Genomic DNA, 23,882 nt, shown 5'->3' on the forward strand with positions numbered 1-23,882 from the left:
CAGGATCGCGCGTCACCCCGGCGTGTCGCCGCGCCTCACTCCCAGTCGCCCTCGGCCGCCTCCTGCCCCTCCTCGGCGAGCGCCTCCTTCACGACGCGGTACGACAGCCCGGCGGAGTACCCCTTGCGTGCGAGCACCCCCACCAGCCGCCGCGTCCGCTTGGCGGGGTCCAGCCCCTGCGTGGACCGCAGCTTGCGCTCGATCAGCGCCCGCGCGGTCTGTTCCTCCTGGTCGGCGTCCAAAGTGTGCACGGCCTCCTTGACGATCTCGTTGTCCACGCCCCGCTGCCGTAGTTCGGCGGCCAGGGCCCGCTTGGCAAGGCCGCGCCCGGCGTGGCGCGACTGCACCCACATCTGCGCGAACGCCTCGTCATCGATCAGTCCCACGTCGGTGAACCTGCCGAGCACCCGCTCGGCGACGTCGTCGGGGATCTCCTTGCGCCGCAGCGCGTCCGCGAGCTGCGCCCGCGTCCGCGGCGACCCGGTCAGCATCCGCAGGCAGATCTCCCGCGCCTTGGCCTCCGGATCGGCAGGCGCCTTCTCCGCCCGCCGCTCCCCCGAACCGCGCCCGAACGGCCCCCCGGACTCCCACTCTCCGGAACCGCGCCCCTTCCGCCGGCCCCCGAACCCCTGCCCACGCCGCCGCGGCCGCTCCGCATCCCCAGACGCGCTTCCGGCCTCGCCGGCATCACGCGCCCCGAACGACTCGTCCTCGGCGGGCGCAGCACGCCGCCGCGCGGGCTTTTCGACACCCTCGGCATCACCGCTCGCCGCCGGCACACTCCAGGCGCCCACCTCGCCCTCATTGCCGCGCGCATCAACGTCCACGACTCCGGACGTCCCCGGCCCGTCGCCCTGCTCGGCCGCCTCGAAGACCGCAGCAGGCCGCTGCAACTCCCCCTCGGCGCCCTCGCTTGCGACAGCGCTGTCGTGCGCCTCCTCGCCGAAGGGTGTGACGGTGCGGCGTTTCTCCTCGTCACCCGCCCCAGCGGTGCGAGCGGCCGCTTCCCTACCCGACTCCGACGCGTCGGCGGCCGTCGCCTCGCGAAGGGACGCATCCGGCTCGCTGCGCTGACCGTCTTCGATGCGCTTCCCAGCGCGGCGGCGCGAGGGCTTTGCGTTGCCCACGGCATCCCCGGCCACTGCGCCCTGCACGTTCTCTACACCTGCTTCGCCTAGGGCAGGGGCGCTGCACGGCGCGGACGGTGCGCCGTCGACGGCCGGGCCGGTGTCGCTGCTTGCGTCGGCTGCGCCAGGGGCGTGCGTCTTCGCAGCGGCCTCTGCGGCTTTGGGGAAGGGTGCGCCCGACTGGGTGGCCTGGCCATCCTTGGTGGGCTTCGCAGTGCGCGTAACGCGGCGGCGCGAGGGCTTTTCGGTGACCTCGGCGTCGTCGGTCGCTGCGGCTTGCGCGGTTTCTGCGCTCGCCTCGCCTGTGGCGGGGGTGCTGTGTGGCTCGGACGGCGTGCCGTCGGCGGTCGGCGCGGTGTTGCTCGCGTCGGCCGCGCCAGTGGCATGCGTCCCCACATCCGCTTCTGCGGCTTTGAGGAGAAGATCCTCCGCTCCGCCGGCCTGACTGTCCTCGGCTGGCTTCGCAGTGCGTGCGGTGCGGCGGCGCGGGGGCTTTTCGGTGACCTCGGCGTCGTCGGTCGCTGCGGTCTGCGTGGTTTCTGTGTCCGACTCGACTGCGGTAGGGGTGCTGCGCGGCTCGGATTGGGCGATGCCGGCGGACGCCTCGGTACCGCTGCTCGCGTCGGCTGCGTCAGGGGCGTATGCCCCTGTATCGGCCGCTGCGGTTTTAGGGGACGGGGCGGTCGGCTGGGTGGTCTGGCCGAGCTTGGGGGGTTTCGCGGTGCGGCGGGGTTTGGGCGGGGGGTGTTCTTCCTGGGGTTCGGCCGGTAGGGCCGGCTGGTCGGTCCAGGGGTTGGTGCCCGCGGTCTCGGGGGTGGGCCAGCGGGGGGTTGGGGACTGCTTGCCCAGGTCGGCGAAGGGGCCGGTGGACGCGGGGGTCCACTCGGCCGGTTCTTCTTCGGCGGGGGCAGGGGGTTTCGGGGCGTCGGTCCACGGGTTGTGGTCCGATGCCCAGGGCGGGGGCTTGGGGTCGTCGCTCATCGGGCCGTCCGCTCCTCCGGGCCCATGCGAGCGGCGGCGCCGACCGGGAAAGAGCCGGCACCGGTCGAACGGTGCCGGGTCGGGCGCCGCCGCCCCACATAAGGGATCATCGCGTACCCGCCGTCAGGATTCACCCGGAACGGCGGAATGCCGGTCAGGAATCGCCGGGCTTGGCCGCCGCCTTGGCGCCGCGGCGGGTGGCCGGGGCCACGGCCGGGACCGGCGGGGTGGCCGGCTTGGCGGCGTCGGGCGCCGCGGCGGCGGGCTCCTCGGCCGGCTTGTCGACCTTGGGGCCGATGCCGAGCTTCTCCTTGATCTTCTTCTCGATGCCGTCGGCCATGTCCGGGTTGGCCTTGAGGAAGTTGCGGGCGTTCTCCTTGCCCTGGCCGAGCTGGTCGCCGTCGTAGGTGTACCAGGCGCCCGACTTGCGGACGAAGCCGTGCTCCACGCCGAGGTCGATCAGGCCGCCCTCGCGGGAGATGCCGTGGCCGTAGAGCAGGTCGAAGTCCGCCACCCGGAAGGGCGGGGCCATCTTGTTCTTGACGACCTTGACGCGGACGCGGTTGCCGACCGCCTCGGTGCCGTCCTTGAGGGTCTCGATGCGCCGCACGTCCAGGCGGACCGAGGCGTAGAACTTCAGCGCGCGGCCACCGGTGGTGGTCTCCGGCGAGCCGAACATGACGCCGACCTTCTCGCGCAGCTGGTTGATGAAGATCGCGGTGGTCTTGGTCTGGTTGATCGCGCCGGTCAGCTTGCGCAGCGCCTGCGACATCAGGCGGGCCTGCAGGCCGACGTGGCTGTCGCCCATCTCGCCCTCGATCTCGGCGCGCGGCACCAGCGCGGCGACGGAGTCGATGACGACGATGTCGATCGCGCCGGAGCGGATCAGCATGTCGGTGATCTCCAGCGCCTGCTCGCCGGTGTCGGGCTGCGACACCAGCAGCGCGTCGATGTCGACGCCGAGCTTGGCGGCGTACTCGGGGTCGAGCGCGTGCTCGGCGTCCACGAACGCCGCGATGCCGCCCTTCTTCTGGACGCTGGCGACCGCGTGCAGCGCGACGGTGGTCTTACCCGAGCCCTCCGGCCCGTAGACCTCCACCACGCGGCCGCGGGGCAGGCCGCCGATGCCGAGCGCGATGTCGAGCGCGATCGCGCCGGTCGGGATCACTTCGACGGGTACGCGGGCCTCTTCGCCCATGCGCATGACCGAGCCCTTGCCGAACTGCCGCTCGATCTGTGCGAGGGCGGTCTCGAGAGCCTTCTCCCGGTCGTTGGCTGCCATTGGGTCCCCTTCAATTCGTTGCCTGGTGGCTCTCGCCCGGCTGTGTGGTGTTGCGAAGGCGACGTTACGAGGAGCCACTGACAGTTTCGAGATCCTGGCGCGTCTGTGGATAACGTCGCGTGCAGGAGCACAGCTTACCGAACATTCGTTCGATCATGGCCGGATGCGCCGATTCGCCGGGCCGTCCCCGTGCGCGCGGCGCCCGCGACACCGTACGCTGGCGCCGTCCACGGAGGGTTCCATCATGACGCTGACCGTCCTCTTCTGCGTCGATCCGCTCCATCCCCGGCGCGTTGACCCCCACTTCTCCCGCGAGGCGGGTGCCGTGCGGGACCACTACGGCGAGATCGCCCTGATCGACCACGACGCGCTGCGCCGCGGTGACGCCGAGTCCGCGGTGCGGGCCGTGCCCCGCGATCTCGGCGCCGCCTGGTACCGCGGCTGGATGGTGACCAGCGGCGAGTACGCGGCGCTCGCCAAGGCCCTGAAACGCCGGGGCACCGTGCTGCTCACCCATCCCGACGACTACCGGCGGGCGCACGAGCTGCCCGGCTGGCACGACACCTTCGCCGGCCTGACGCCCCACAGCGTGTGGCGGCCGCTGGAGCCGGGGCAGGACCCCGGCGACCTCGGTGAGCTGGTCCGGCCGCTGCGCGACGGCCCCGGCGTCGTCAAGGACTACGTCAAGTCGCGCAAGCACGAGTGGGACGAGGCCTGCTTCGTCCCGGACGTGAAGGACCCCGGGCGGCTGCGCGCCGTGGTCGCCGCGATGATCGGCCTGCAGGACTCCTTCCTCGCCGGCGGCGTCGTGGTGCGCGAGTTCGAGCACTACGACGGCGCGGGCGAGGCCCGCGTCTGGTGGGTGGACGGCGAGCCCGCCCTGGTCGGCCCGCACCCCGACACCCCCGGCGCCCGTCCCGAGCCGGCGCTGGAGGAGGTGGCGCCGGCGGTGCGGTCGCTCGGCTGCCGGTTCATCACCACCGACCTGGCCCGCCGGGCGGACGGCGCGTGGCGGGTGGTGGAGGTCGGCGACGGCCAGGTCAGCGAGCTGCCGGCGACGATCGATCCGATGGATCTGTACGCTCATCTGCCGGTACCCGACTGACGGGCGGACGCTCCCGGGATGTCATGGAACCGAGACACCGGTCCCTTCCGTCCCAGGAGCGACCACCCGTAAGCTGGTACGCCGCGGCGCCGGATTCCTTTCCGCAGGTGGGCCCGCCCGCGCCGTCCGGCACCCACAGGACGCCACGCTTTCCGAAGGACGTGTTCCCTTGCCCCCTCAGGAGACCACCCCACGCCGGCTCAGTTCCCGGACCGTGAAGATCGGCATGGTGAGCGCGCTGTCGCTCGCGCTGGTGTCGGCCTGCGGCTCCAAGTCGACCACGGCGTGGTGCGTGGACCGCCAGTCCCCCTGGACGGGCGGCAAGACCGCGGGCGGCTACCGGGTCGTCCCGGACTCCTTCTGCGACACCCGCGAGATCGAGCGCGGCACCGTCGGCTACAACCGCTACTTCTGGTACTACGGCGGCCGGCGCGACTCCAGCCACACCTACGTGTCGGGCGGCAGCTACTACGGTCCGCGCAAGGGCAAGGTCAAGTCCAGCTCCGGGCACACGCTGAGCCGCGGCGGGTTCGGCGGCGGCGGCCGGAGCGGTGGCTGAGCGATGCGCCGCGAACGCGCCACGCCCCGTCCCGACTGGGCCCAGAAGGTGGAGTCGCACGGCCTGGCCTTCCACCGGACCGCGCACCCCGAGCACCTGCCCCGCCCCTACTGGGACGAGTCGGTGCAGTACGTCTTCGACATGGACGAGGTGCTCGCCCTCGAGGAGACCGTCGAGGAGCTGCACCGGATGTGCCTGCAGGTGGTGGAGCACGTCGTCACCACCGGCCGCTACCACGTGCTCGGCATCCCCGAATGGGTGGCGCCGCTGATCGAGGAGTCGTGGCGGCGCCGCGACCCGCACCTGTACGGGCGGTTCGACCTGCGCTACGACGGCACCGGCCCGGCCAAGCTGCTGGAGTACAACGCCGACACCCCGACCGCGCTGGTGGAGAGCTCCATCGCGCAGTGGTACTGGCTGCAGGAGGTGTATCCGGGCGACGACCAGTGGAACTCCATCCACGAGCGCCTGGTCGACCGCTGGAAGCAGATCGCCGGGGGCCTGCCCGGCCCGGCGCACTTCGCCTGGACCAACGGCGACGAGACCGGCGAGGAGGTCATGACGATCGCCTACATGCAGGAGACCGCGCAGGAGGCGGGCCTGCAGGGCACCGCGATCGCCATGGAGGACATCGGCTGGGATTCGCGCCGGGAGCGGTTCGTCGACCTGGACGAGAACGAGATCACCACCCTGTGCAAGCTGTACCCGTGGGAGTGGATCGTCGCCGAGCCGTTCTCCCGCAGCATCCCGCACGCGCCGACCACCTGGATCGAGCCGATCTGGAAGATGGTCCTGTCGAACAAGGCGCTGCTGGTGCTGCTGTGGGAGCTGTTCCCGGGCCACCCGAACCTGTTGCCCACCTTCCTGAACACGCCCGCGAACCTCACCTCGTACGTGCAGAAGCCGCTGCTCGGCCGGGAGGGCGCGAGCATGCGGATCGTCCTGCCGGACGGCGCCGAGCAGCGCACCGAGGGCGACTACGGCCGGGAGGGCTTCGTGTTCCAGGAGTTCTGCCCGCTGCCCGACTTCGACGGCCAGCATCCGGTGCTCGGCGCCTGGGTGGTCCACGACGAGTCGGCGGGCCTCGGCATCCGTGAGACCGCCGGGCTGGTCACCGACGACACCTCGTCCTTCATCCCGCACCGCATCGCCCTGTGACGGGCGACCTCCCCTCCCGCTTTCCGTTTCCGAAGGAGAACCATTGAGCACGCTCGCGACCGCCGACACCGACGGCCTCGGCCGGATCCTGCTGGAGGGGACCGGCGCCCTGTTCGCCTACGCCGGGGTCGGCCTGGTGCTGTTCGTGGTGGGCTTCTACATGATCGACCTGGCCGTGCCGGGCCGGCTGATCAAGGTGATCCGGGAGCACCGCAACCCCAACGCCACGCTGCTGGCCTGCGCGTCCCTGGTCGGGGCCGGCCTGATCGTGGCGGTGTCGATCTTCGCGGCGCACGGCAGCCTGCTGGAGGGGCTGGCCCGCGTCGCGGTGTTCGGCGGCTTCGGCATCGTGGCGCAGACCGTGGCCACGGTGATCTTCGACCGGCTGATCGGGGTCAGCGTCGGGGAGCTGGCCGACGACGAGGACGACAAGCTGGAGCCGGCCGCGGTCCTGCTGGCCGTCGCCAACCTGATGATCGGCTTCGTCACCGCCGTCGCGGTCTACTGACGCACGCCCCGGCGGCCGGCCGGGCCCGCGGACGTCACCGCAGGCCCGGCGGCACGTCGAAGGTCGCCACGACGGCCCGCCAGACGCCCTTGGCGGGCTCGCCGTCGGCCAGGGCCTGCTCGACGGTCCGCCCGCCGAGCTCGGCCAGGACGTAGTCCTTGGCCACGCTCTCGGCGTAGCCCTTGCCGAACTGCTGTTCCATCCGCTGCCAGAACTGAGTGAGCCGCACCCGCCAACGCTATCCGAGCGCCGTCACCCCAGAGACCGGGTCACTTCGCCGGGGACGGAGGGCGGTCCGCCTTCGCGGTATTTGCGATGCAGGCCGGTCAGGTAGCGTTCGACGCCTTCGATGACGCGGGCCGTCCGGTAGGACGGGAAGACGTCGAAGGCGTGCTGGCTGCCCTGCATCTCGGCGTAGAGCACGGGAGCCTTGGAAACGTCCCGCAGCCGCTCGACGAACCGCCGCGCCTCGGCGACGGGGATGAGCGAGTCCTTGCTGCCGTGGATGACGAAGAACGGCGGCGCGTCCTCACTCAGGTAGGTCACCGGGGACGCCTTGGCGAACGCTTCCGGGTTCTCGCGGAACGACTGCTTGAACACCATCTTCTGCATCAGCCCTGTGGCGCCCATCGGAATCGGCCACGGCCCGGGTTCGACCAGGTCGTAGACGCCGTAGAAGGGGACGGCGGCCCGCACCGAGGTGTCCACGTCCTCGAAGCCGGGCTGGAATTCCGCGACGCCCGCCGTCAGCGCGACCAGCGCGGTCAGGTGCCCGCCCGCCGAGCCGCCCGTCACGCACAGGAAATCGGGGTCGGCGCCGTATTCGGTGGCGTGCTCGCGGTACCAGGCGATGAAGTGCTTGAGGTCGATCAGGTGCTCGGGCCAGGTGGCGCGGGGGCTCAGCCGGTAGTTGACGTTGAAGCCGACCCACCCCTGCACGGCCATGTGGTTGAGCAGCGGCAGGCCCTGCTCGCGTTTGTCGCCGATGACCCAGGCGCCGCCGTGGATCTGCATCAGGCCGGGCCGCAGCCGCCCTTCGGCCGCCGGGCGGTAGACGTCCAGCTTGAGGCGGAGCCGGCCCTCCTCGCGGTAGACGATGTTGCGGTCGACCTTGACGCCGCGGCGCGGAATGAAGCAGAGCGGCGGGACGACCAGGTGCGCGCGGGGGTAGCGGGGCGCGCCCTCGGGGTCCAGGTCGAGGGGGGCGCCGCTGTCGCGCAGCGTCACCGTGGTCCGGCGCGCCGCGATGATCGTCTCCACCGTCCCGGCGGCGCCGAGGACGCCGAGGGCGAGCCCGGCCCAGCCGGGCCAGGCGTCCAGGCCGCCGGCCCAGGCCGCCAGACCGAGGCCGGCGAGCTCGGCGGCGAGCAGGTGCGGGGCCAGCTCGATCGTGAGCCAGCCGGCGAAGAAGCTCGGCACCAGCAGCACCAGGCCGCGCCGCGGCAGCCGCGCGTTCAGGGCGAGCAAGAGGGCGGCGGCGCCGAGGGCGAGCAGCACGTAGGGCATGCTCCGAGCATGCCCACCCAAGCGCTTGCTAACAAGGTGACGCGGGACACTGCGCACGGTTCTGTCGGACCCGCCGTGCAGGATGGGGGGATGACCGATGACGTGCTGGAACGCTTCTCGCCGGCCACGCGCGCCTGGTTCGGCGGGGCGTTCGCGGCGCCGACCGCCGCGCAGGACGGCGCATGGCGGTCGATCGCGGGCGGCGACAACACCCTGGTGATCGCGCCGACCGGGTCCGGCAAGACGCTCGCGGCGTTCCTGTGGTCGCTGGACCGGCTGGCCGCCACCCCGCCGCCGGAGGATCCGCGGCACCGCTGCCGGGTGCTGTACGTCTCGCCGCTGAAGGCCCTCGCCGTCGACGTCGAGCGCAACCTGCGGGCGCCGCTCACCGGCATCCGGCAGGCCGCCCGCCGGCTCGGCCTGCCCGAGCCCGACGTCCGGGTCGGCATCCGCTCCGGCGACACCCCGGCCGACGAGCGCCGCCGCCTCGCCACCAAGCCGCCCGACATCCTCATCACCACCCCCGAGTCGCTGTTCCTGCTGCTGACCTCGCAGGCCCGCGAGGCGCTGCGCGGCGTCGAGACGGTCATCGTCGACGAGGTGCACGCGGTCGCCGGCACCAAGCGCGGCGCGCACCTGGCGCTCTCGCTGGAGCGGCTGGACGCCCTGCTGGAGCGGCCCGCGCAGCGCATCGGGCTGTCGGCGACGGTCCGCCCGGCCGAGGAGGTCGCGGCGTTCCTCGGCGGCGCGCGCCCGGCCGTGGTCGTGCAGCCGCCGTCCGAGAAGGTCTTCGAGCTCGACGTCGTCGTCCCGGTGGAGGACATGGGCGAGGTGGGCACCTTCGTCGACGACGAGGGCACCGCCGACCCGCGCCAGCGCAGCATCTGGCCGCACGTGGAGGACCGGGTCCTCGACCTCATCGAGGCGCACCGCTCCACCCTGGTCTTCGCCAACTCGCGGCGCCTGGCCGAGCGGCTCTGCGGCCGGCTGAACGAGCTGGCGTTCGAGCGCGCCACCGCCCCCGAGGAGGGCGACGGCGACGGCATGGCCCGCATCGGCCCCGACGACATCGAGCGCGCCCTCGCCCTTCCGGGTCCGCCGGCGCAGCTGATGGCGCAGGCGGGCGCGGTGAAGGGCGTCCCCGCCGAGATCGCCCGCGCCCACCACGGGTCGGTGTCCAAGGAGGAGCGGGCCGGCATCGAGGACGCCCTGAAGCAGGGCCGGCTGCCCGCCGTCGTCGCCACCTCCAGCCTGGAGCTCGGCATCGACATGGGCGCCGTCGACCTGGTCGTGCAGGTCGAGTCGCCGCCGTCGGTGGCCAGCGGCCTGCAGCGGGTCGGCCGCGCGGGCCACCAGGTCGGCGCGGTGTCCAAGGGCGTGATCTTCCCCAAGTACCGGGGCGACCTGGTGCAGACGGCCGTGGTCGCCGAGCGGATGCGCGGCGGCGAGATCGAGGAGCTGCGCTACCCGCGCAACCCGCTGGACGTGCTCGCCCAGCAGATCGTGGCGATGGTCGCGATGGACGAGTGGGGCGTCGACGAGCTGGAGGCCGTCGTCAAGCGCGCCGCCCCCTACGCGACGCTGCCGCGCTCGGCGCTGGAGGCGACCCTGGACATGCTCGCGGGCCGCTACCCGAGCGACGAGTTCGGCGAGCTGCGCCCCCGCCTGGTCTGGGACCGCGTCGCGGGCGTGCTGCGCGAGCGGCCCGGCGCGCAGCGGCTCGCGGTGACCAGCGGCGGCACCATCCCCGACCGCGGCCTGTTCGGCGTGTTCCTGGTCGGCGAGAAGTCGTCCAGGGTGGGCGAACTGGACGAGGAGATGGTCTACGAGTCGCGCGTCGGCGACGTGTTCGTGCTCGGCGCCAGCTCGTGGCGGATCGAGGACATCACCCCCGACCGGGTGCTGGTGTCGCCCGCGCCCGGCCAGCCGGGCAAGCTGCCGTTCTGGCACGGCGACGCGCTCGGCCGCCCGGTCGAGCTCGGCCGGGCCCTCGGCGCGTTCACCCGCGAGCTGGCCGGGCTGCCCGAGGGCGCGGCGAAGGAGCGGGTCGGCGCGGCCGGGCTGGACGCGTGGGCGGCCGGGAACCTGGTCTCCTACCTGGCCGAGCAGCGCGAGGCGACCGGGCACGTCCCCGACGACCGCACGCTCGTGGTCGAGCGGTTCCGCGACGAGCTCGGCGACTGGCGCCTGGTGGTGCACTCCCCGCTCGGCGCGCGGCTGCACGCCCCCTGGGCCCTGGCCATCACGGGCCGGCTGCGCGAGCGGTACGGCGTCGACGCGCAGGTCATGCACGCCGACGACGGCATCGTCATCCGCGTCCCCGACACCGACGAGCCGCCGAACCTGGACGTGGCGGTCTTCGACCCCGAGGACGTCGAGCGGATCGTGGTCGACGAGCTCGGCGGGTCGGCGCTGTTCGCGGCCCGGTTCCGCGAGTGCGCCGCGCGGTCGCTGCTGCTCCCCCGGCGCCGCCCCGACCGGCGGTCGCCGCTCTGGCAGCAGCGCCAGCGCGCCGCGCAGCTGCTCGGCGTGGCGAGCAAGTACCCCTCGTTCCCGATCGTGCTGGAGACGATGCGCGAGTGCCTGCAGGACGTGTTCGACGTCCCGGGCCTGGTGCAGCTGATGCGCGACCTGGCCGGCCGCAAGGTCCGCCTGGTGGAGGTGGAGACGCCGCAGCCGTCGCCGTTCGCGCGGTCGCTGCTGTTCCGCTACGTCGGCGCGTTCATGTACGAGGGCGACTCGCCGCTCGCCGAGCGCCGGGCGCAGGCCCTCGCGCTCGACTCGGCCCTGCTCGCCGAGCTGCTCGGCCAGGCCGACCTGCGCGAGCTGCTCGACCCCGACGTCATCGCCGACACCGAGCGCGAGCTGCAGCGGCTCGCGGGCGACCGGCGCGCCCGCGATCTGGAGGGCGCCGCCGACCTGCTGCGCGCCCTCGGCCCGCTCAGCACCGCCGAGGTCGCCGCCCGCGCGACGGCCGCGCCGAACGCCTGGCTCGCCGAGCTGGAGGCGTCCCACCGGGCGATCCGGGTGCGGATCGGCGGCGAGGAGCGCTGGGCGGCGATCGAGGACGCGGGCCGGCTGCGCGACGCCCTCGGCACGCCGCTGCCGGTCGGCGTCCCCGAGGCGTTCCTGGAGATCGCGGGCGATCCGCTCGGCGACCTGGTCTCGCGGTACGCCCGCACCCACGGCCCGTTCCGCGCCGCCGACGCGGCGGTCCGGTTCGGCCTCGGCGCGGCCGTCGTCACCGAGACGCTGCGGCGCCTGGCGGGCGCGGGCCGCGTCATCGAGGGCGAGTTCCGGCCCGCGCAGACCGTCGCGGGGCCGCTGACCTCCGAGTGGTGCGACAACGGGGTGCTGCGGACGCTGCGCCGCCGCTCCCTGGCCCGGCTGCGCGCCGAGGTCGAGCCGTCGCCGCCCGAGTCCCTCGGCCGGTTCCTGCCCGCCTGGCACGGCCTCACCGGCGGGTCGCGGCTGCGCGGCGTCGACGCCCTGGTGCAGGCGATCGAGCAGCTGCAGGGCGCGGCGGTGCCGGCGTCCGCGCTGGAGACGCTGATCCTGCCGGCCCGCGTCGCCGGCTACGGCCCGGCGCTGCTGGACGAGCTGACCTCGTCGGGCGAGGTCGTGTGGGCCGGGCAGGGCGGGCTGCCCGGCGGCGACGGCTGGGTGTCGCTCTACCTCGCCGACACCGCGCCGCTGCTCATGCCCGAACCCGCCGAGATCACCGTGACGCCGGTGCACCAGGCCGTCCTGGACGCCCTCGGCGACGGCGGCGCGCTGTTCTTCCGCCAGTTGTCCGACCGGGTGAACGCCGAGGTCACCGCGGGCGACGCCGACCTGGTCACCGCGCTGTGGGACCTGGTGTGGGCGGGCCGGCTCACCAACGACACCATGGCGCCGCTGCGCGCCGCGCTCGGCTCCGGCCGCCCGGCGCACCGGTCCCGCGGCACCCGGCGCGGCCGGCCCGTGCTGCCGTCGCGCACCGGCCCGCCCACCGCCGCCGGCCGCTGGTGGCTGCTGCCCGAACGCGAGAGCCGTGCGACGCTGCGCTCGCACGCCCTCGCCGAGGCGCTGCTGGACCGCTACGGCATCGTCATCCGGGGCGCGGTCGCCGCCGAGCGCACCCCGGGCGGCTTCTCCGCCGTCTATCCGGTGCTGCGGGCGTTCGAGGACAGCGGCCGGTGCCGGCGCGGCTACTTCGTGGAGGGGCTCGGCGCGGCGCAGTTCGCGCTGCCGGGCGCCGTCGACCGGCTGCGGGCGCTGCGCCCGGCCGCCCCCGACGACCTCACCGGGCTGTGGGAGGCCCCGGCGCGGCGCGCGCTCGTCCTCGCGGCGGCCGACCCGGCCAACCCCTACGGCGCGGCGCTGCCCTGGCCGGGCCGCGCGGGCGAGGCGGTGAGCGGCCACAAGCCGGGCCGCAAGGCCGGCGCCCTGGTCGTGCTGGTGGACGGGCGGCTGGCCCTCTATGTCGAACGCGGCGGCAAGACCCTGCTGACCTGGGACGACGACATGGAGACGCTGCGACCCGCGGTGGACGCGCTCGCCCTGGCCGTCCGCGAGGGCGCGCTCGGCAAGCTCACCGTGGAACGCGCGGACGGCGGGTCGATCAACGATTCGCCGCTCGCCGCCGCGCTGGAGTCGGCGGGCTTCCACCCGACGCCGCGGGGCCTGCGCCTGCGCGGCTGAGGCTCTACCGCTTGCCGCGGAACATGGCGACCAGGCCCTTGAAGGCGCGCTCGTCCAGGCTGCCGAACGGGTTGTCGTGCACCAGGTACGTCCAGGTCGCCGAGGGCCGCTGGATGCCGGCGCCGTCCAGGTCGACGCCGTCGGCGGTCGCGGTGAGCTTCTCGAACGCGGCCACCGTGCGCTCGCGGGCCTGCGCGAGCAGCCGCTTGCCCGCCGGGACGGCCTCCCGGTTGAACTCGACCAGCGGGTCCAGGCCGCGGCCGAGCGAGCGCAGGTGGATGCCCTCGCGCAGCTCGGCCAGGAACGCCAGGTGGTCGGCCCAGCAGCGGTCCAGGTGGAACAGCGCGACCTGGCGGGCGGCGGCCGCGACGGCGTCCGCCCCGGCGATCTCCACCAGCTCGGCGTGCTTGGCGGGCGCGTGCTCGGCCATCGCCCGGTCGGCCAGGTCGCCCGCCAGCATTTTGTCCCGCTCGGCGAGCAGCTCGGCGCGCTGCAGCCCGATCAGGTGGTGGTAGCGCCAGGTGTTGCGGTGGATCTCCAGGTCGACGCCCTCGGCGACGCGCTGGGCGTGGCCGACGATCCAGCGGGCGCCCTTGTCGTCGACGGTCCCGTCGGCGGCGGCCGGGCCCTTGTAGGACTCCTCGGGCGCGTACCGGGTGACCAGGTCGTCCTGCAGGCTGACCAGGAAGAGCGACGCGCCCGGGTCGCCCTGGCGCCCGGCGCGGCCGCGCAGCTGGTCGTCCAGCCGGCTGCTGTGGTAGCGGCCGGTGCCGATGACCAGCAGGCCGCCGAGCTCGGCGACGCCGTCGCCGAGCCGGATGTCGGTGCCGCGCCCGGCCATCTGGGTGGACACCGTCAGCGCGCCGCGCTGCCCGGCCCGCGCGATGATCGCGGCCTCCTCGGCGTCGTTCTTGGCGTTCAGCACGACCGGGTCCAGGCCGCGCTTGCGCAGCCGCCGGGCGAGCCGCTCGGAGGCGGCCACGTCCAGCGTGCCGACCAGCACCGGGCGGCCGGTGGCGTGCGCGGCGGCGATCTCCTCGGCGACCGCCACCTCCTTGTCGGTGCCGGTGGCGTAGAGGCGGTCGGGCCGGTCGTCGCGCACGCACGGCCGGTTCGGCGGCACGACGGCGATCTCCAGGCCGTAGAACTCGCGCAGCTGCCCGGCGACGGCGAGGGCGGTGCCGGTCATGCCGCAGCGGACCGGGTAGCGGCCGATCAGCTCCTGCACGGTGACCGAGTCCAGGATCTCGCCGCCCGGCGAGGACTCCAGCGCCTCCTTGGCCTCGACGGCCGCCTGCAGGCCGTCCGGCCAGCGCTGCAGCAGCGCGACCCGGCCGCGCGACTCGCTGATCAGCTTCACCGCGCCGTCGCGGACGATGTAGTCCACGTCGCGGTGCAGCAGCGCCTCGGCGTGCAGCGCGACGTTGACGGCCGTCAGGGTGTCCAGGTGCGCGGGGTCGTACAGGTCGATGCCGCCGAGGTCGCGCTCGACCTCGCGGGCGCCGGCCGCGGTGAGCTGGACGTTGCGGGCGTCGGCGTCGGTGGTGTAGTCGCGGCCGGGCCGCAGCCGGCGGGCCAGGTCGGCGTAGCCGGGGCCGGCGGTGTCCAGGCCGGTCGCGCCGGCCAGCACCAGCGGCACCATGGCCTCGTCGACCAGCACCGAGTCGGCCTCGTCGACCAGCGCGACCTCGGGCGCGGGCAGCACCCGCTCGGCCGGGTCGGTGACGAGCCGGTCGCGCAGCAGGTCGAAGCCGACCTCGCTGACGGGGGCGTAGGTGACGTCGGCGGCGTAGGCGGCGCGGCGCTCGGACGGGGTGGACTCCTGGCCGACCCAGCCGACCGAGACGCCGAGCAGCGCGTAGAGCGGCGCCATCCATTCGGCGTCGCGGCGGGCGAGGTAGTCGTTGACCGACATGACGTGCACCCTGCGGCCGCGCAGCGCGTACCCGGCGGCGGCGAGCGCGCCGGTCAGCGTCTTGCCCTCGCCGGTGGCCATCTCGGCGACGTGCCCCGACAGCAGCGCGAGGGCGCCGACGAGCTGCACGTCGAAGGGGCGCTCGCCGAGGGCGCGGTCGGCGGCCTCCCGGCCGAGCGCGCACAGCTCGGCGAGTTCCTCCTTGCCCTGGTCCTTCGTGCCGCGCAGCGCGGCCGCGGCGGCCGTCAGGTCGGCGTCGGACAGCTCGCGGGCGCGCCCGGCGCGGGTGCCCGCGTCCGCGACGACCGCCTCGAACGGGGCGAGGTCGGCGCTTCCGGGCCGCTGCACCAGGCGCCGCAGCCGATCACGCAACGCCATGGGGGGCACCTCCGGGACTCGGTCACACTGTCATCATCATTATCAGCCCTCCCCGGCCGAGAACACCTCGTCGCGCGCCTGTTCCAGCGCGGCGTGCAGGGCGCCGCGCAGCACCGGGTCGCCCCCGACCTCGCTGACGGCCACGGTGGGGCGGGTCGGGCTGATCCGGCCGACGACCTGCTCGATCCGGGTCGCCAGGGGGCGGCCGCCGGCGCGGCCGAGACGGCCCGACAGCACGACCAGGCCGGGGTCCAGGACGATGTTGACCGAGGTGACGCCGTAGGAGATGCGGTCGGCCAGCTCGTCCAGGAAGGCGCCGCCGCGGGCCTCGTCGGCGGCGGCCGCCGCCACGCACTCGGCCGCGGTCGGCCCGGTGATGCCGTGGTCGTGGGCCAGGCGGCGCACCGCGTCGGCGCCGACCAGGGAGCCGTAGCCGCCGGCGAGGGCGGGGATGCCCCAGGAGGTCGACTCGGTGACGCCCTCGGCGACCGGGCCGCGCCGGGCGGTGCCGACCGGCAGCGGCGCGCCGGGGACGGGCAGGTAGCCGATCTCGCCGGCGCCGCCCGAGCGGCCGCGGTGCAGCCGGCCGCCGAGCATGACCGACAGGCCGATGCCGCGGTCGAGCCAGACCAGCGCGAAGTCCTCGGCGCCGCGGGCCGCCCCGTAGGCGCGCTCGGCGAGGGCGGCGAGGTTGACGTCGTTCTCGATCGTCACCGGGCGGCGCAGGTCGGTGCGCAGCGCGGCGAGCACGCCCTCGTGCCAGGCCGGCAGGTCGAAGGCGAACTGCACGTCGCCCGAGCGGGGGTCCACCACGCCGGGGGTGCCGATCACGAAGGCGCTGAGCCGGCCGACCGCGACCTTGGCCGAGCGGCACGCCTTGACCACCGCGCTGTGCACGAGCTTCACCGGATCGTCGGCGCCGTTCGGGTCGACAGTAACCTGGGCGGATATACCGCCGGTGATGTCGGCGACGCCGGCGGTGACGCCGTTCGGCCCGACCTCCAGGCCCGCCACGTAGGCGCTCGAGGGGACCACCGCGTAGAGCGCGGCGTTCGGGCCGCGGCCGCCCGCCTGCTCGCCGGCGACCTCGACCAGCCCGCGCTCCTCGAGCCGGGACAGCAGCTGGGAGGCGGTGACCTTCGACAGCCCCGTGTGCTCGCCGATCTGGGCGCGGGTCAGCGGACCCTGCGCGAGCAGCAGGTCCAGCGCGGCACGGTCGTTCAGCTCGCGCAGCAGCCGCGGCGTGCCCGGCCGGTTGGCCATCTGCAACCCCCGATGTCTCAATCCGCTAACGAGCGGTTTTGTTTAGGAAAGTTTCTTGTTAGTTTACGCCCAAGCGGCCCGCCCGCCCCACACCCCGGGGAAACGGGACGCAAGCGCAGTACGCCAAGTGGCGAGCAGGGCGCCCGCGAGCGGTGCGCAGGAAAGCCGGGCATGGCTGGACCCTAAAGGGTCCGGGCCCGGTCCAGACGCACCGCGGGCCGGACGGCACGCGAGGCGATGCCGGAAAGGAACCCCGATGAAATTCATGAAGATTGCGGCCGCGACGGCCGCGATCGCCCTGGCCGCCACGGCCTGCGGCGGCTCCGACGACAAGAAGGACAAGGCCGGCGAGGCCGACCCGGCGCAGCTGAAGGTCTGGATGATGGGCGAGGGCACGCCCGAGCAGACCAAGTTCCTCGACACCGTCGAGGCCGACTTCAAGGCCAAGCACCCGAACACCGACGTCGTCATCAAGTACGTGCCGTGGCCGCAGGTCGCCGCCACGTTCCAGAAGGCCGCGGCCGGCGGCGAGGGCCCGGACGTCACCGAGATCGGCAACACCGACGTCCAGTCGCACATCGCGCAGGGCAGCCTGGCCGACATCTCCGGCAAGGTGGACGGCTGGGCCGACGGCAAGACGCTGAACAAGACCGCCCTGGAGAACGACAAGGCGGACGGCAAGACCTACGGCGTGCCGTGGTACGGCGGCGTGCGCGGCGTCTGGTTCCGCAAGGACTGGTTCGACGAGCTGCAGATCGCCCAGCCGAAGACCTGGGACGAGCTGCGCGCGGCGGCCAAGAAGATCCAGGACGCCAAGAAGGTCCCCGGCATCGGCGTGCCGTCCGACCAGACCAACGCCCTGGTCAGCTTCATCTGGGGCAACGGCGGCGAGGTCGCGACCAAGGAGGGCGGCAAGTGGGTCGGCAAGCTCGACCAGCCGCAGGCCAAGGAGGCCGTCGAGTTCTACGCCGGCCTGGTCGGCAAGGACAAGGTCGCGCCGGAGAAGTACATCGGCAAGGACGAGCTGCACGGCCCGCAGCAGGACTTCGCGCTCGGCAAGCTCGGCATGTACATCGACGGCAGCTGGGCGCTGAAGGAGATGAAGAAGACCAGCGCCAAGGACGCCGACAAGTGGGCGGTCTTCCCGATCCCGAGCAAGGCCGGCGGCAACGCCCCGGTCATGGCGGGCGGCTCCGACCTGGCCGTGTGGAAGGACTCCAAGGCGCAGGGCGCGGCCTTCGACTACATCACCGTCCTCAACAACGCCAAGAACGCCAAGGGCTGGGCCGACTACAGCGGCTTCTCCTCGATGCGCTCGGACGTGAAGTTCACCGACCCCAAGCTGGAGATCTTCACCGACATCGCGGGCAACACCAAGTTCACCCCGATCAGCGCCGGCTGGGGCGAGTTCGAGCAGGCCAAGAAGGTGCTGCCGAACGCCGTCAAGGCCGTCATGCAGGGCAAGCCGGCCGACGCCGAGCTGAAGAAGGCCAACGAGCAGGCCGGCACCCTGCTGAACGCCTCCTGATCCGCCGTCCCCGCCGGGGATGATCCCCGGATACCGCCGTGCGGGGCGGGCGGCAGGCCCGCCAGGGCCGCCCGCCCCGCACGGCCCGCCTGATCGGACTGAGTGCATGCTCGACACCGCCCCCACGGCGGGGAAGGTGCCGCGCCGGAGGACCTCCGGCCCGGCGCGCTCCCGCCGCCGGCCCCGCCTCGGGCCCTACCTGCTGATCGCGCCGACGATGCTGGTCATCGCGGTCCTCACGCTGTGGCCGATGGTGCAGATCTGCATCATGGCCTTCCAGAAGGTCGGGAACCGCCAGCTGCGCGGCGAACCCGCCGAATCGGTCGGCACCGAGAACTTCCACAAGATCTTCGACGACCCGTTCTTCTGGCAGACGCTGCGGCAGACCGTGCTGTTCGCCGTGGTCGCGGTGTCGCTCACCCTGCTGGTGGGCACCTTGATCGGGCTGCTGCTGCACAAGCTCGGCAAGCGCATGTCCAACGTGGTCGCGGCCGGCGTGATGATCGCCTGGGCGACCCCGCCGGTCACCGCCGCCATCATCTTCACCTGGCTGTTCGGCACCACCGGCGGCGTGGTGAACTGGGCGCTGGACCTGCTGCCCGACGCCCTGGCCGGCGGCGGCTGGGCCGACTTCAACTGGTTCTCCAGCCCGCTGCCGACCTACACCGTCCTCACGGTGTGCGTGGTCTGGCAGGCGTGCCCGTTCGTGGCCGTGTCGGTGCTGGCCGGCCTGAAGAGCGTGCCGAGCGAGCTGTACGAGGCCGCGCGGGTGGACGGCTCGGGCGCGTGGCGCTCGTTCTGGAGCATCACCTTCCCGCTGCTGAAGCCGATCTTCATGGTGCTGCTGGTCATGAGCATCATCTGGGACTTCAAGGTGTTCACCCAGCTGTTCATCATGGCCGGCATGGCCAACCGGGACGCCTTCAACCTGTCGCTGTACGCCTACTCCGAGGCGTTCGGGTCGCTGAACCCCAAGCTCGGCATGGGGTCGGCGATCGCGATGGTGCTGACGGTGATCCTGCTCATCGTCACGGCCCTGTACGTGCGGGTCATGGTGCGTCAGGGGGAGACCAGGTGAAACGGCGCACGATAGGAAAGGCCGGCCTGAACACCACCGGGGTGCTGGTGTTCGTGTTCTCGGTGTTCCCCGTCTTCTGGATGGTGTCCACCGCCTTCAAGCCCAACGACGAGATCTTCAGCAGCACGCCGAAGCCGCTGCCGACGCACCCGACGCTGCACCACTTCACCTCGGTGCTGACGGGGCGGATCGCCGAGGTGTCGTTCTGGGAGTACTTCCGCAACAGCGCGCTGCTCGCGATCGCCACCGTCCTCGTGTCCGGCCTGCTGGCGCTGATGGCGGCCACCGCGATCGCGCGCCACCGGTTCCGGTTCCGCACTACGTTCATGGTGCTGCTGCTGGTGGTGCAGATGGTGCCGCTGGAGGCGCTGGTCATCCCGCTGTTCCTGGACGTCAAGCGGCTGGACATGCTGAACAGCCTGGCCGGCCTCGTCGTCGTCTACATCGCGTTCTCGGCGCCGTTCGCGGTGCTGATGCTGCGCGGCTTCGTCGCGGCGGTGCCGAAGGAGCTGGAGGAGGCGGCGGCGATCGACGGCGCGGGCCCGGTCCGCACGTTCTTCACCGTGCTGCTGCCGCTGGTCGCCCCGGGCCTGGTGGCGACGAGCATCTTCTCGTTCATCACCGCCTGGAACGAGTTCATCTTCGCCTACACCTTCCTCGAGGACCAGGACAAGTTCACCTTGCCGATCATGCTGCAGTACTACTTCGGCCACAACGGCACCGCGTGGGGGCCGATCATGGCGGCGTCCACCGTCCTCACCGTCCCGGTCATCGTCTTCTTCCTGGCGGTGCAGCGGCGGATGGTGTCGGGCCTCACCGCCGGGGCGGTGAAGGGATGAGCGCCGCCGAGATCTCCCGGCTCGCCCGCGGCACGCTGCTGCCCGGTTTCGCGGGGGCGACCGCGCCGCGCTGGCTGCTGGACGAGCTGGAGGCCGGCCTCGGCGGGGTGACGCTGTTCGCGATCAACGGCAACGTGCCGGGCACCGAGGCGCTGGCCGCCCTGAACGCCCGGCTCGGCAAGGACGCCACCCCGCTGATCACCATCGACGAGGAGGGCGGCGACGTCACCCGCCTCAGCGGGCACCTGGCCGCCAGCCCCTATCCGGGCAACGCCGCGCTCGGCGCGGCCGACGATCCCGAGCTGACCCGGCGGGTGTACCGGTCGCTCGGCGCCGAGCTCGCCGAGGTCGGGGTGAACCTCAACTTCGCCCCGTCGGTCGACGTCAACACCGCCGCCGACAACCCGGTGATCGGCACCCGCGCGTTCGGGTCCGACCCGCAGCTGGTGGCCCGGCACGCCGCGGCGGCCGTCACCGGCACGCAGGAGGCCGGGGTCGCGGCCTGCGCCAAGCACTTCCCCGGGCACGGCGCGACGGTCGAGGACTCCCACCTCGGGGTGCCGGTCGTGGACGCCGACCTGGCGCTGCTGGAGCGGCGCGAGCTGGTGCCGTTCCGGGCCGCGATCGAGGCGGGCGCGCGGGCGGTGATGACGGCGCACCTGAACCTGCCCGAGATCACCGGCGGGGTGCCGGCCACCCTGTCCCCCGCGGTGATCACCGGGCTGCTGCGCGAGCGCCTCGGCTACCAGGGCGTCATCGTCACCGACGCGCTGGACATGGACGGCGCCAGCGGCGCGATCGGCATCCCCGAGGCGGCGGTGCGCGCGCTCTGCGCGGGCGCCGACCTGCTCTGCCTCGGCCCGCGCGAGCACGAGGCCAGCGTCCGCGCGGTGCTGGCCGCGATCGAGCAGGCGGTGCGCTCGGGGCGGCTGCCGGCCGAGCGGCTCGCCGACGCCGCCGCGCGCACCGGCGACCTCAAGCGCTGGCTGGCCGGGCACAGCCCCGCCGCGGTGGACCGCACCGCGGGCCTGGACGCGGCCCGCCGCGCCCTGCGCCTCACCGGCGGGCTGCCGTCCTGGACGGGCGCGCCGCTGGTGGTGGAGCTCGCGGCGTCCGGCAACATCGCGGTCGGCCCGACGCCGTGGGGGCTCGCGCCGTTCGCGGCCGAGACCGTGCGGGTACAGGGGGCCGCCACGGAGGCCGGCCCCCTGCTGGAACGTGCCACCGGCCGCGGTCTGGTGGTCGTGCTGCGCGACGCGCACCGCCACGAGGGGCAGCGGGCGCTCGCGTCGGCGCTGCTGGCGGCCCGCCCGGACGCGGTCCTGGTGGAGATGGGCCTGCCGGTGTGGCGGCCCGAAGGGGCCGTCCACCTGGCCACCTACGGCGCGGCGGAGGCCAACGCGCGCGCCGCCGCCGAGCGGCTGGGGCTGGTCGCGGCCTGAGCGGCCGGCCGGAGACGACCGCGGCCCGGCATGCCCTGGAGGCGTGCCGGGCCGCGGTTCATCCGGTGTTCGGCCCCGTCCTTGCGACGGAAAGCCCAACCAGTCCGATCGGCAAGGGATAATACGACCATGCGATTGTCTGCTCGGGTCGACTACGCGCTGCGTGCCTCCGCGGAGCTGGCGGTGGCCGGGAGTCACCCGGTGACCGCGGTTCAGCTGGCCGAGGCACAGCAGATCCCGCCCAAATTCCTGGAGAACATCCTCGGCCAGCTGCGCCGCTCGGGCCTGGTCCGCAGCCAGCGCGGCCCCGAGGGCGGCTACTGGCTGGCCAAGCCGGCCGACCAGATCTCCATGGCCGACATCATCCGCGCCATCGACGGGCCACTGCTCGGCGTGCGCGGCGAGCGCCCCGAGCACGTGGGCTACGAGGGCCCCGCCCGGTCGCTGCAGGAGGTGTGGATCGCGCTGCGCGCCAGCGAGCGCGGCATCCTGGAGCGGGTCTCGCTGCAGCACATCGCCTCGGGCGAGCTGCCCGAGCCGGTCCGCAAGCTCACCGAGGACCCGGCGGCGTGGGAGAGTCCCTCGTTCATCTGAGGGGCCGGAGGGAGCGCGGGTGCCTGAGGGCGACACCGTCTGGCTGGCCGCGCGGCGCCTGCACGAGGCGCTCGCCGGGCGGGCGCTGACGTACAGCGACTTCCGCGTCCCGCGCTACGCGACCGCCGATCTGCGCGGCCGCGAGGTGCTGGAGGTCGTCCCCCGCGGCAAGCATCTGCTGGCCCGCGTGGCGGGCGACGTCTCGGTGCACACGCACCTGAAGATGGAGGGCGAGTGGCGGATCCGCCCGGCCGGGCCGCCGCCGCCGCGCGATCCCCGCATCCGGCTGGTGCTCGCCAACGCCGAGTCGCAGGCGCTCGGCTACTCGCTCGGCGTCGTGGAGCTGCTGCGCACCGCCGAGGAGGGCGGGGTCGTCGGGCACCTCGGCCCCGACCTGCTCGACCCGGCCTGGGGCGGCGCGCTCGCCGCCGAGGCCGTGCGGCGGCTCGCCGAGCGGCCCGCCGTGATGATCGGCGCGGCGCTGCTCGACCAGACCCGGCTGGCCGGGATCGGCAACGTCTACAAGTCCGAGATCTGCTTCCTGCGCGGCGTGGACCCGTGGACGCCGGTGCGGGACGTGCCCGACCTGCCCGGCATGGTGGACCTGTCGCACCGGCTGCTGGACGCCAACAAGGCCAGGCACGGCCACATCACCACCGGCGACCTGCGCCCGGGCCGGACGCACTGGGTCTACGGCCGCGCCGGGCGGCCCTGCCTGCGCTGCGGCACCCGGGTGAAGCGCGCCGGCCAGGCGGCGCAGGGCGGCGAGCGGGTCACGTTCTGGTGCCCGCGGTGCCAGCCCGCCTCTTCCTGACACTTCGGTACCGGTAGGCGCCCGCCCGGATTCCGGGGTCCGGGCGGGTCGCCGCCGTGCCGGGTCGCTGGATCCCGCGCCCGTGCACTGATCGTCGCCTCCGGATCGGTCCAAGTCAATTCTCGGGTTTACTTAGTGATCCCCAAGCCCTAACTTGGCCTGCATGACCTTGGACGACCTGCGCGTGTTCGTCGCGGTGTGCGAGGCCGGCAGCCTGAGCGCGGTGGCCCGCGACCACGCCTGCAGCCAGTCGGCCGTCAGCCAGCACGTCAAGCGGCTGGAGCGCGAGACCGGCCTCACGCTGGTGGAGCGGCGGCCCCGCGGCGTCGCGCCGACCGGCGCCGGGCGGATCCTGTACCGCGCGGCGTCGGCGGGCCTCGCCGGGCTCGGCGACGCGCTGCGGCAGCTGGACGACCTGCGGCGCGGCGCCGGCGGCACGGTCCGGATCGCGACCGGCGCGACCACCGTCCGGCACTTCATGGCGACGGGGGTCGCGGTCTTCCGCGACCGGCACCCCGACGCGGTGCTGCAGTTCGTGACGGCCGGGTCCAGCCGCCGCTGCCTGGAGACCGTCCGCTCGCACGGCGCCGACCTGGCCTGGGTGACGGTCGGGGACCAGGTGGAGGACGTGGAGCAGCGCGCGTCGTGCGAGCTGCCCTGGGTGCTGGCCGTCCGCGCGGACGACCCGCTCGCGCACCGCGCCTCCATCGCCCCGGCCGACCTCGCCGCGATCCGGCACATCGAGCTGCCGCCGCACTCCACCTCGCGCCGCCACCTGGAAGACCAGCTGGACCGGCACGGGGTGCGGCTCGCCTCGACCACGAGCGTGGCCGACTGGGACACCGCCCTGCTGCTCGCCGAACTGGGGCTCGGGCACGCGGTGCTGCCCGCGCTGCCGGGTTGGGGCGGCGCGGAGGGCGCGGTGCGGCTGCTGCCGATCACCGGGCTGCCGCCGCTGCGGGCGGGATGGGCGGCCCGGCAGTGGGACGCGCTCAGCCCGCTCGCGGTCGAGTTCGCCGAGACGGTCGTCGCGCACCTGCCGGCCGCTCCAGCAACTACGGGCGGCGCTCCATGAACGCGCGCTCGGCCGTGGTGAGCGCGGCCCGGTAGGCCGCCGCGGTC

General features: G+C 73.8%; 18 protein-coding genes. 12 read left to right on the forward strand and 6 right to left on the reverse strand.

What is annotated here, in order from left to right:
* Positions 1–35: 35 nt before the first annotated feature.
* Positions 36–2,108, reverse strand: coding sequence for a RecX family transcriptional regulator (locus ACRB68_RS40970; RefSeq protein ID WP_153530887.1), 2,073 nt, complete (start codon positions 2,106–2,108; stop codon positions 36–38).
* A gap of 154 nt (positions 2,109–2,262) precedes the next feature.
* Positions 2,263–3,390 carry a recombinase RecA gene (gene recA / locus ACRB68_RS04110; protein WP_153530888.1) on the reverse strand — a complete coding sequence of 376 codons (1,128 nt, stop codon included), beginning with the start codon at positions 3,388–3,390 and terminating at the stop codon, positions 2,263–2,265.
* Positions 3,391–3,634: 244 nt separating this feature from the next.
* Between recA and ACRB68_RS04115 the strand changes: the two genes are divergently transcribed.
* The 4 genes from ACRB68_RS04115 to ACRB68_RS04130 all read left to right on the forward strand — a co-directional run bounded on the left by ACRB68_RS04115 (position 3,635) and on the right by ACRB68_RS04130 (position 6,720).
* On the forward strand, positions 3,635–4,495 hold the full coding sequence (locus tag ACRB68_RS04115; RefSeq protein ID WP_153530889.1) for an ATP-grasp domain-containing protein: 861 nt from the start codon (positions 3,635–3,637) through the stop codon (positions 4,493–4,495).
* 214 nt (positions 4,496–4,709) lie between these two features.
* Complete coding sequence (locus ACRB68_RS04120) at positions 4,710–5,054, forward strand: hypothetical protein (protein ID WP_328593728.1); 345 nt, start codon at positions 4,710–4,712, stop codon at positions 5,052–5,054.
* Between the two features lie 3 nt (positions 5,055–5,057).
* Positions 5,058–6,212: a glutathionylspermidine synthase family protein gene (locus tag ACRB68_RS04125; RefSeq protein ID WP_153530891.1), complete on the forward strand. Its 1,155-nt coding sequence runs from the start codon at positions 5,058–5,060 to the stop codon at positions 6,210–6,212.
* A 43-nt stretch (positions 6,213–6,255) separates the two neighbouring features.
* The gene (locus tag ACRB68_RS04130; protein WP_153530892.1) at positions 6,256–6,720 is read left to right on the forward strand and encodes a DUF350 domain-containing protein; all 465 of its coding nucleotides are present in this window, start codon (positions 6,256–6,258) and stop codon (positions 6,718–6,720) included.
* 34 nt (positions 6,721–6,754) lie between these two features.
* Here the strand turns inward: ACRB68_RS04130 and ACRB68_RS04135 are convergent, their stop codons facing one another.
* Positions 6,755–6,949 carry a DUF3046 domain-containing protein gene (locus ACRB68_RS04135; protein ID WP_328593729.1) on the reverse strand — a complete coding sequence of 65 codons (195 nt, stop codon included), beginning with the start codon at positions 6,947–6,949 and terminating at the stop codon, positions 6,755–6,757.
* 23 nt (positions 6,950–6,972) lie between these two features.
* Positions 6,973–8,226: an alpha/beta hydrolase gene (locus tag ACRB68_RS04140; protein ID WP_153530893.1), complete on the reverse strand. Its 1,254-nt coding sequence runs from the start codon at positions 8,224–8,226 to the stop codon at positions 6,973–6,975.
* Positions 8,227–8,316: 90 nt separating this feature from the next.
* On the opposite strand from ACRB68_RS04140, the gene ACRB68_RS04145 reads away from it, so the two are divergent.
* A complete protein-coding gene (locus ACRB68_RS04145) occupies positions 8,317–12,909 on the forward strand; it encodes an ATP-dependent helicase (RefSeq protein ID WP_153530894.1) in 4,593 nt (1,530 codons plus the stop codon).
* Between the two features lie 4 nt (positions 12,910–12,913).
* Here ACRB68_RS04145 and secA2 read toward each other — a convergent pair whose 3' ends face one another.
* Positions 12,914–15,202, reverse strand: a complete 2,289-nt coding sequence (secA2, locus tag ACRB68_RS04150) for an accessory Sec system translocase SecA2 (protein WP_153530895.1) — start codon at positions 15,200–15,202, stop codon at positions 12,914–12,916.
* 42 nt (positions 15,203–15,244) lie between these two features.
* Positions 15,245–16,465, reverse strand: a complete 1,221-nt coding sequence (locus tag ACRB68_RS04155) for an ROK family transcriptional regulator (protein ID WP_153530896.1) — start codon at positions 16,463–16,465, stop codon at positions 15,245–15,247.
* 256 nt (positions 16,466–16,721) lie between these two features.
* On the opposite strand from ACRB68_RS04155, the gene ACRB68_RS04160 reads away from it, so the two are divergent.
* From ACRB68_RS04160 to ACRB68_RS04190, 7 genes are all read left to right on the forward strand, one after another.
* Positions 16,722–17,993 (forward strand): extracellular solute-binding protein, encoded by a 1,272-nt coding sequence (locus tag ACRB68_RS04160; RefSeq protein ID WP_153530897.1) that lies wholly within the window; start codon positions 16,722–16,724, stop codon positions 17,991–17,993.
* A 106-nt stretch (positions 17,994–18,099) separates the two neighbouring features.
* Complete coding sequence (locus ACRB68_RS04165; RefSeq protein WP_153530898.1) at positions 18,100–19,071, forward strand: carbohydrate ABC transporter permease; 972 nt, start codon at positions 18,100–18,102, stop codon at positions 19,069–19,071.
* Positions 19,068–19,910, forward strand: a complete 843-nt coding sequence (locus ACRB68_RS04170; RefSeq protein ID WP_328593730.1) for a carbohydrate ABC transporter permease — start codon at positions 19,068–19,070, stop codon at positions 19,908–19,910. The genes ACRB68_RS04165 and ACRB68_RS04170 overlap by 4 nt, the downstream gene beginning before the upstream one ends.
* Complete coding sequence (locus ACRB68_RS04175; RefSeq protein ID WP_153530899.1) at positions 19,907–21,352, forward strand: glycoside hydrolase family 3 protein; 1,446 nt, start codon at positions 19,907–19,909, stop codon at positions 21,350–21,352. Before ACRB68_RS04170 ends, ACRB68_RS04175 begins: the two co-directional genes overlap by 4 nt.
* A gap of 129 nt (positions 21,353–21,481) precedes the next feature.
* Complete coding sequence (locus ACRB68_RS04180; RefSeq protein WP_153530900.1) at positions 21,482–21,946, forward strand: RrF2 family transcriptional regulator; 465 nt, start codon at positions 21,482–21,484, stop codon at positions 21,944–21,946.
* Between the two features lie 19 nt (positions 21,947–21,965).
* Complete coding sequence (locus ACRB68_RS04185) at positions 21,966–22,760, forward strand: DNA-formamidopyrimidine glycosylase family protein (RefSeq protein WP_328593731.1); 795 nt, start codon at positions 21,966–21,968, stop codon at positions 22,758–22,760.
* A 163-nt stretch (positions 22,761–22,923) separates the two neighbouring features.
* Positions 22,924–23,835 (forward strand): LysR family transcriptional regulator, encoded by a 912-nt coding sequence (locus ACRB68_RS04190; RefSeq protein WP_153530901.1) that lies wholly within the window; start codon positions 22,924–22,926, stop codon positions 23,833–23,835.
* The last annotated feature ends 47 nt before the right edge of the window (positions 23,836–23,882 follow it).

Source organism: Actinomadura macrotermitis, from assembly GCF_009604375.1.
Lineage (GTDB): Bacteria > Actinomycetota > Actinomycetes > Streptosporangiales > Streptosporangiaceae > Spirillospora > Spirillospora macrotermitis.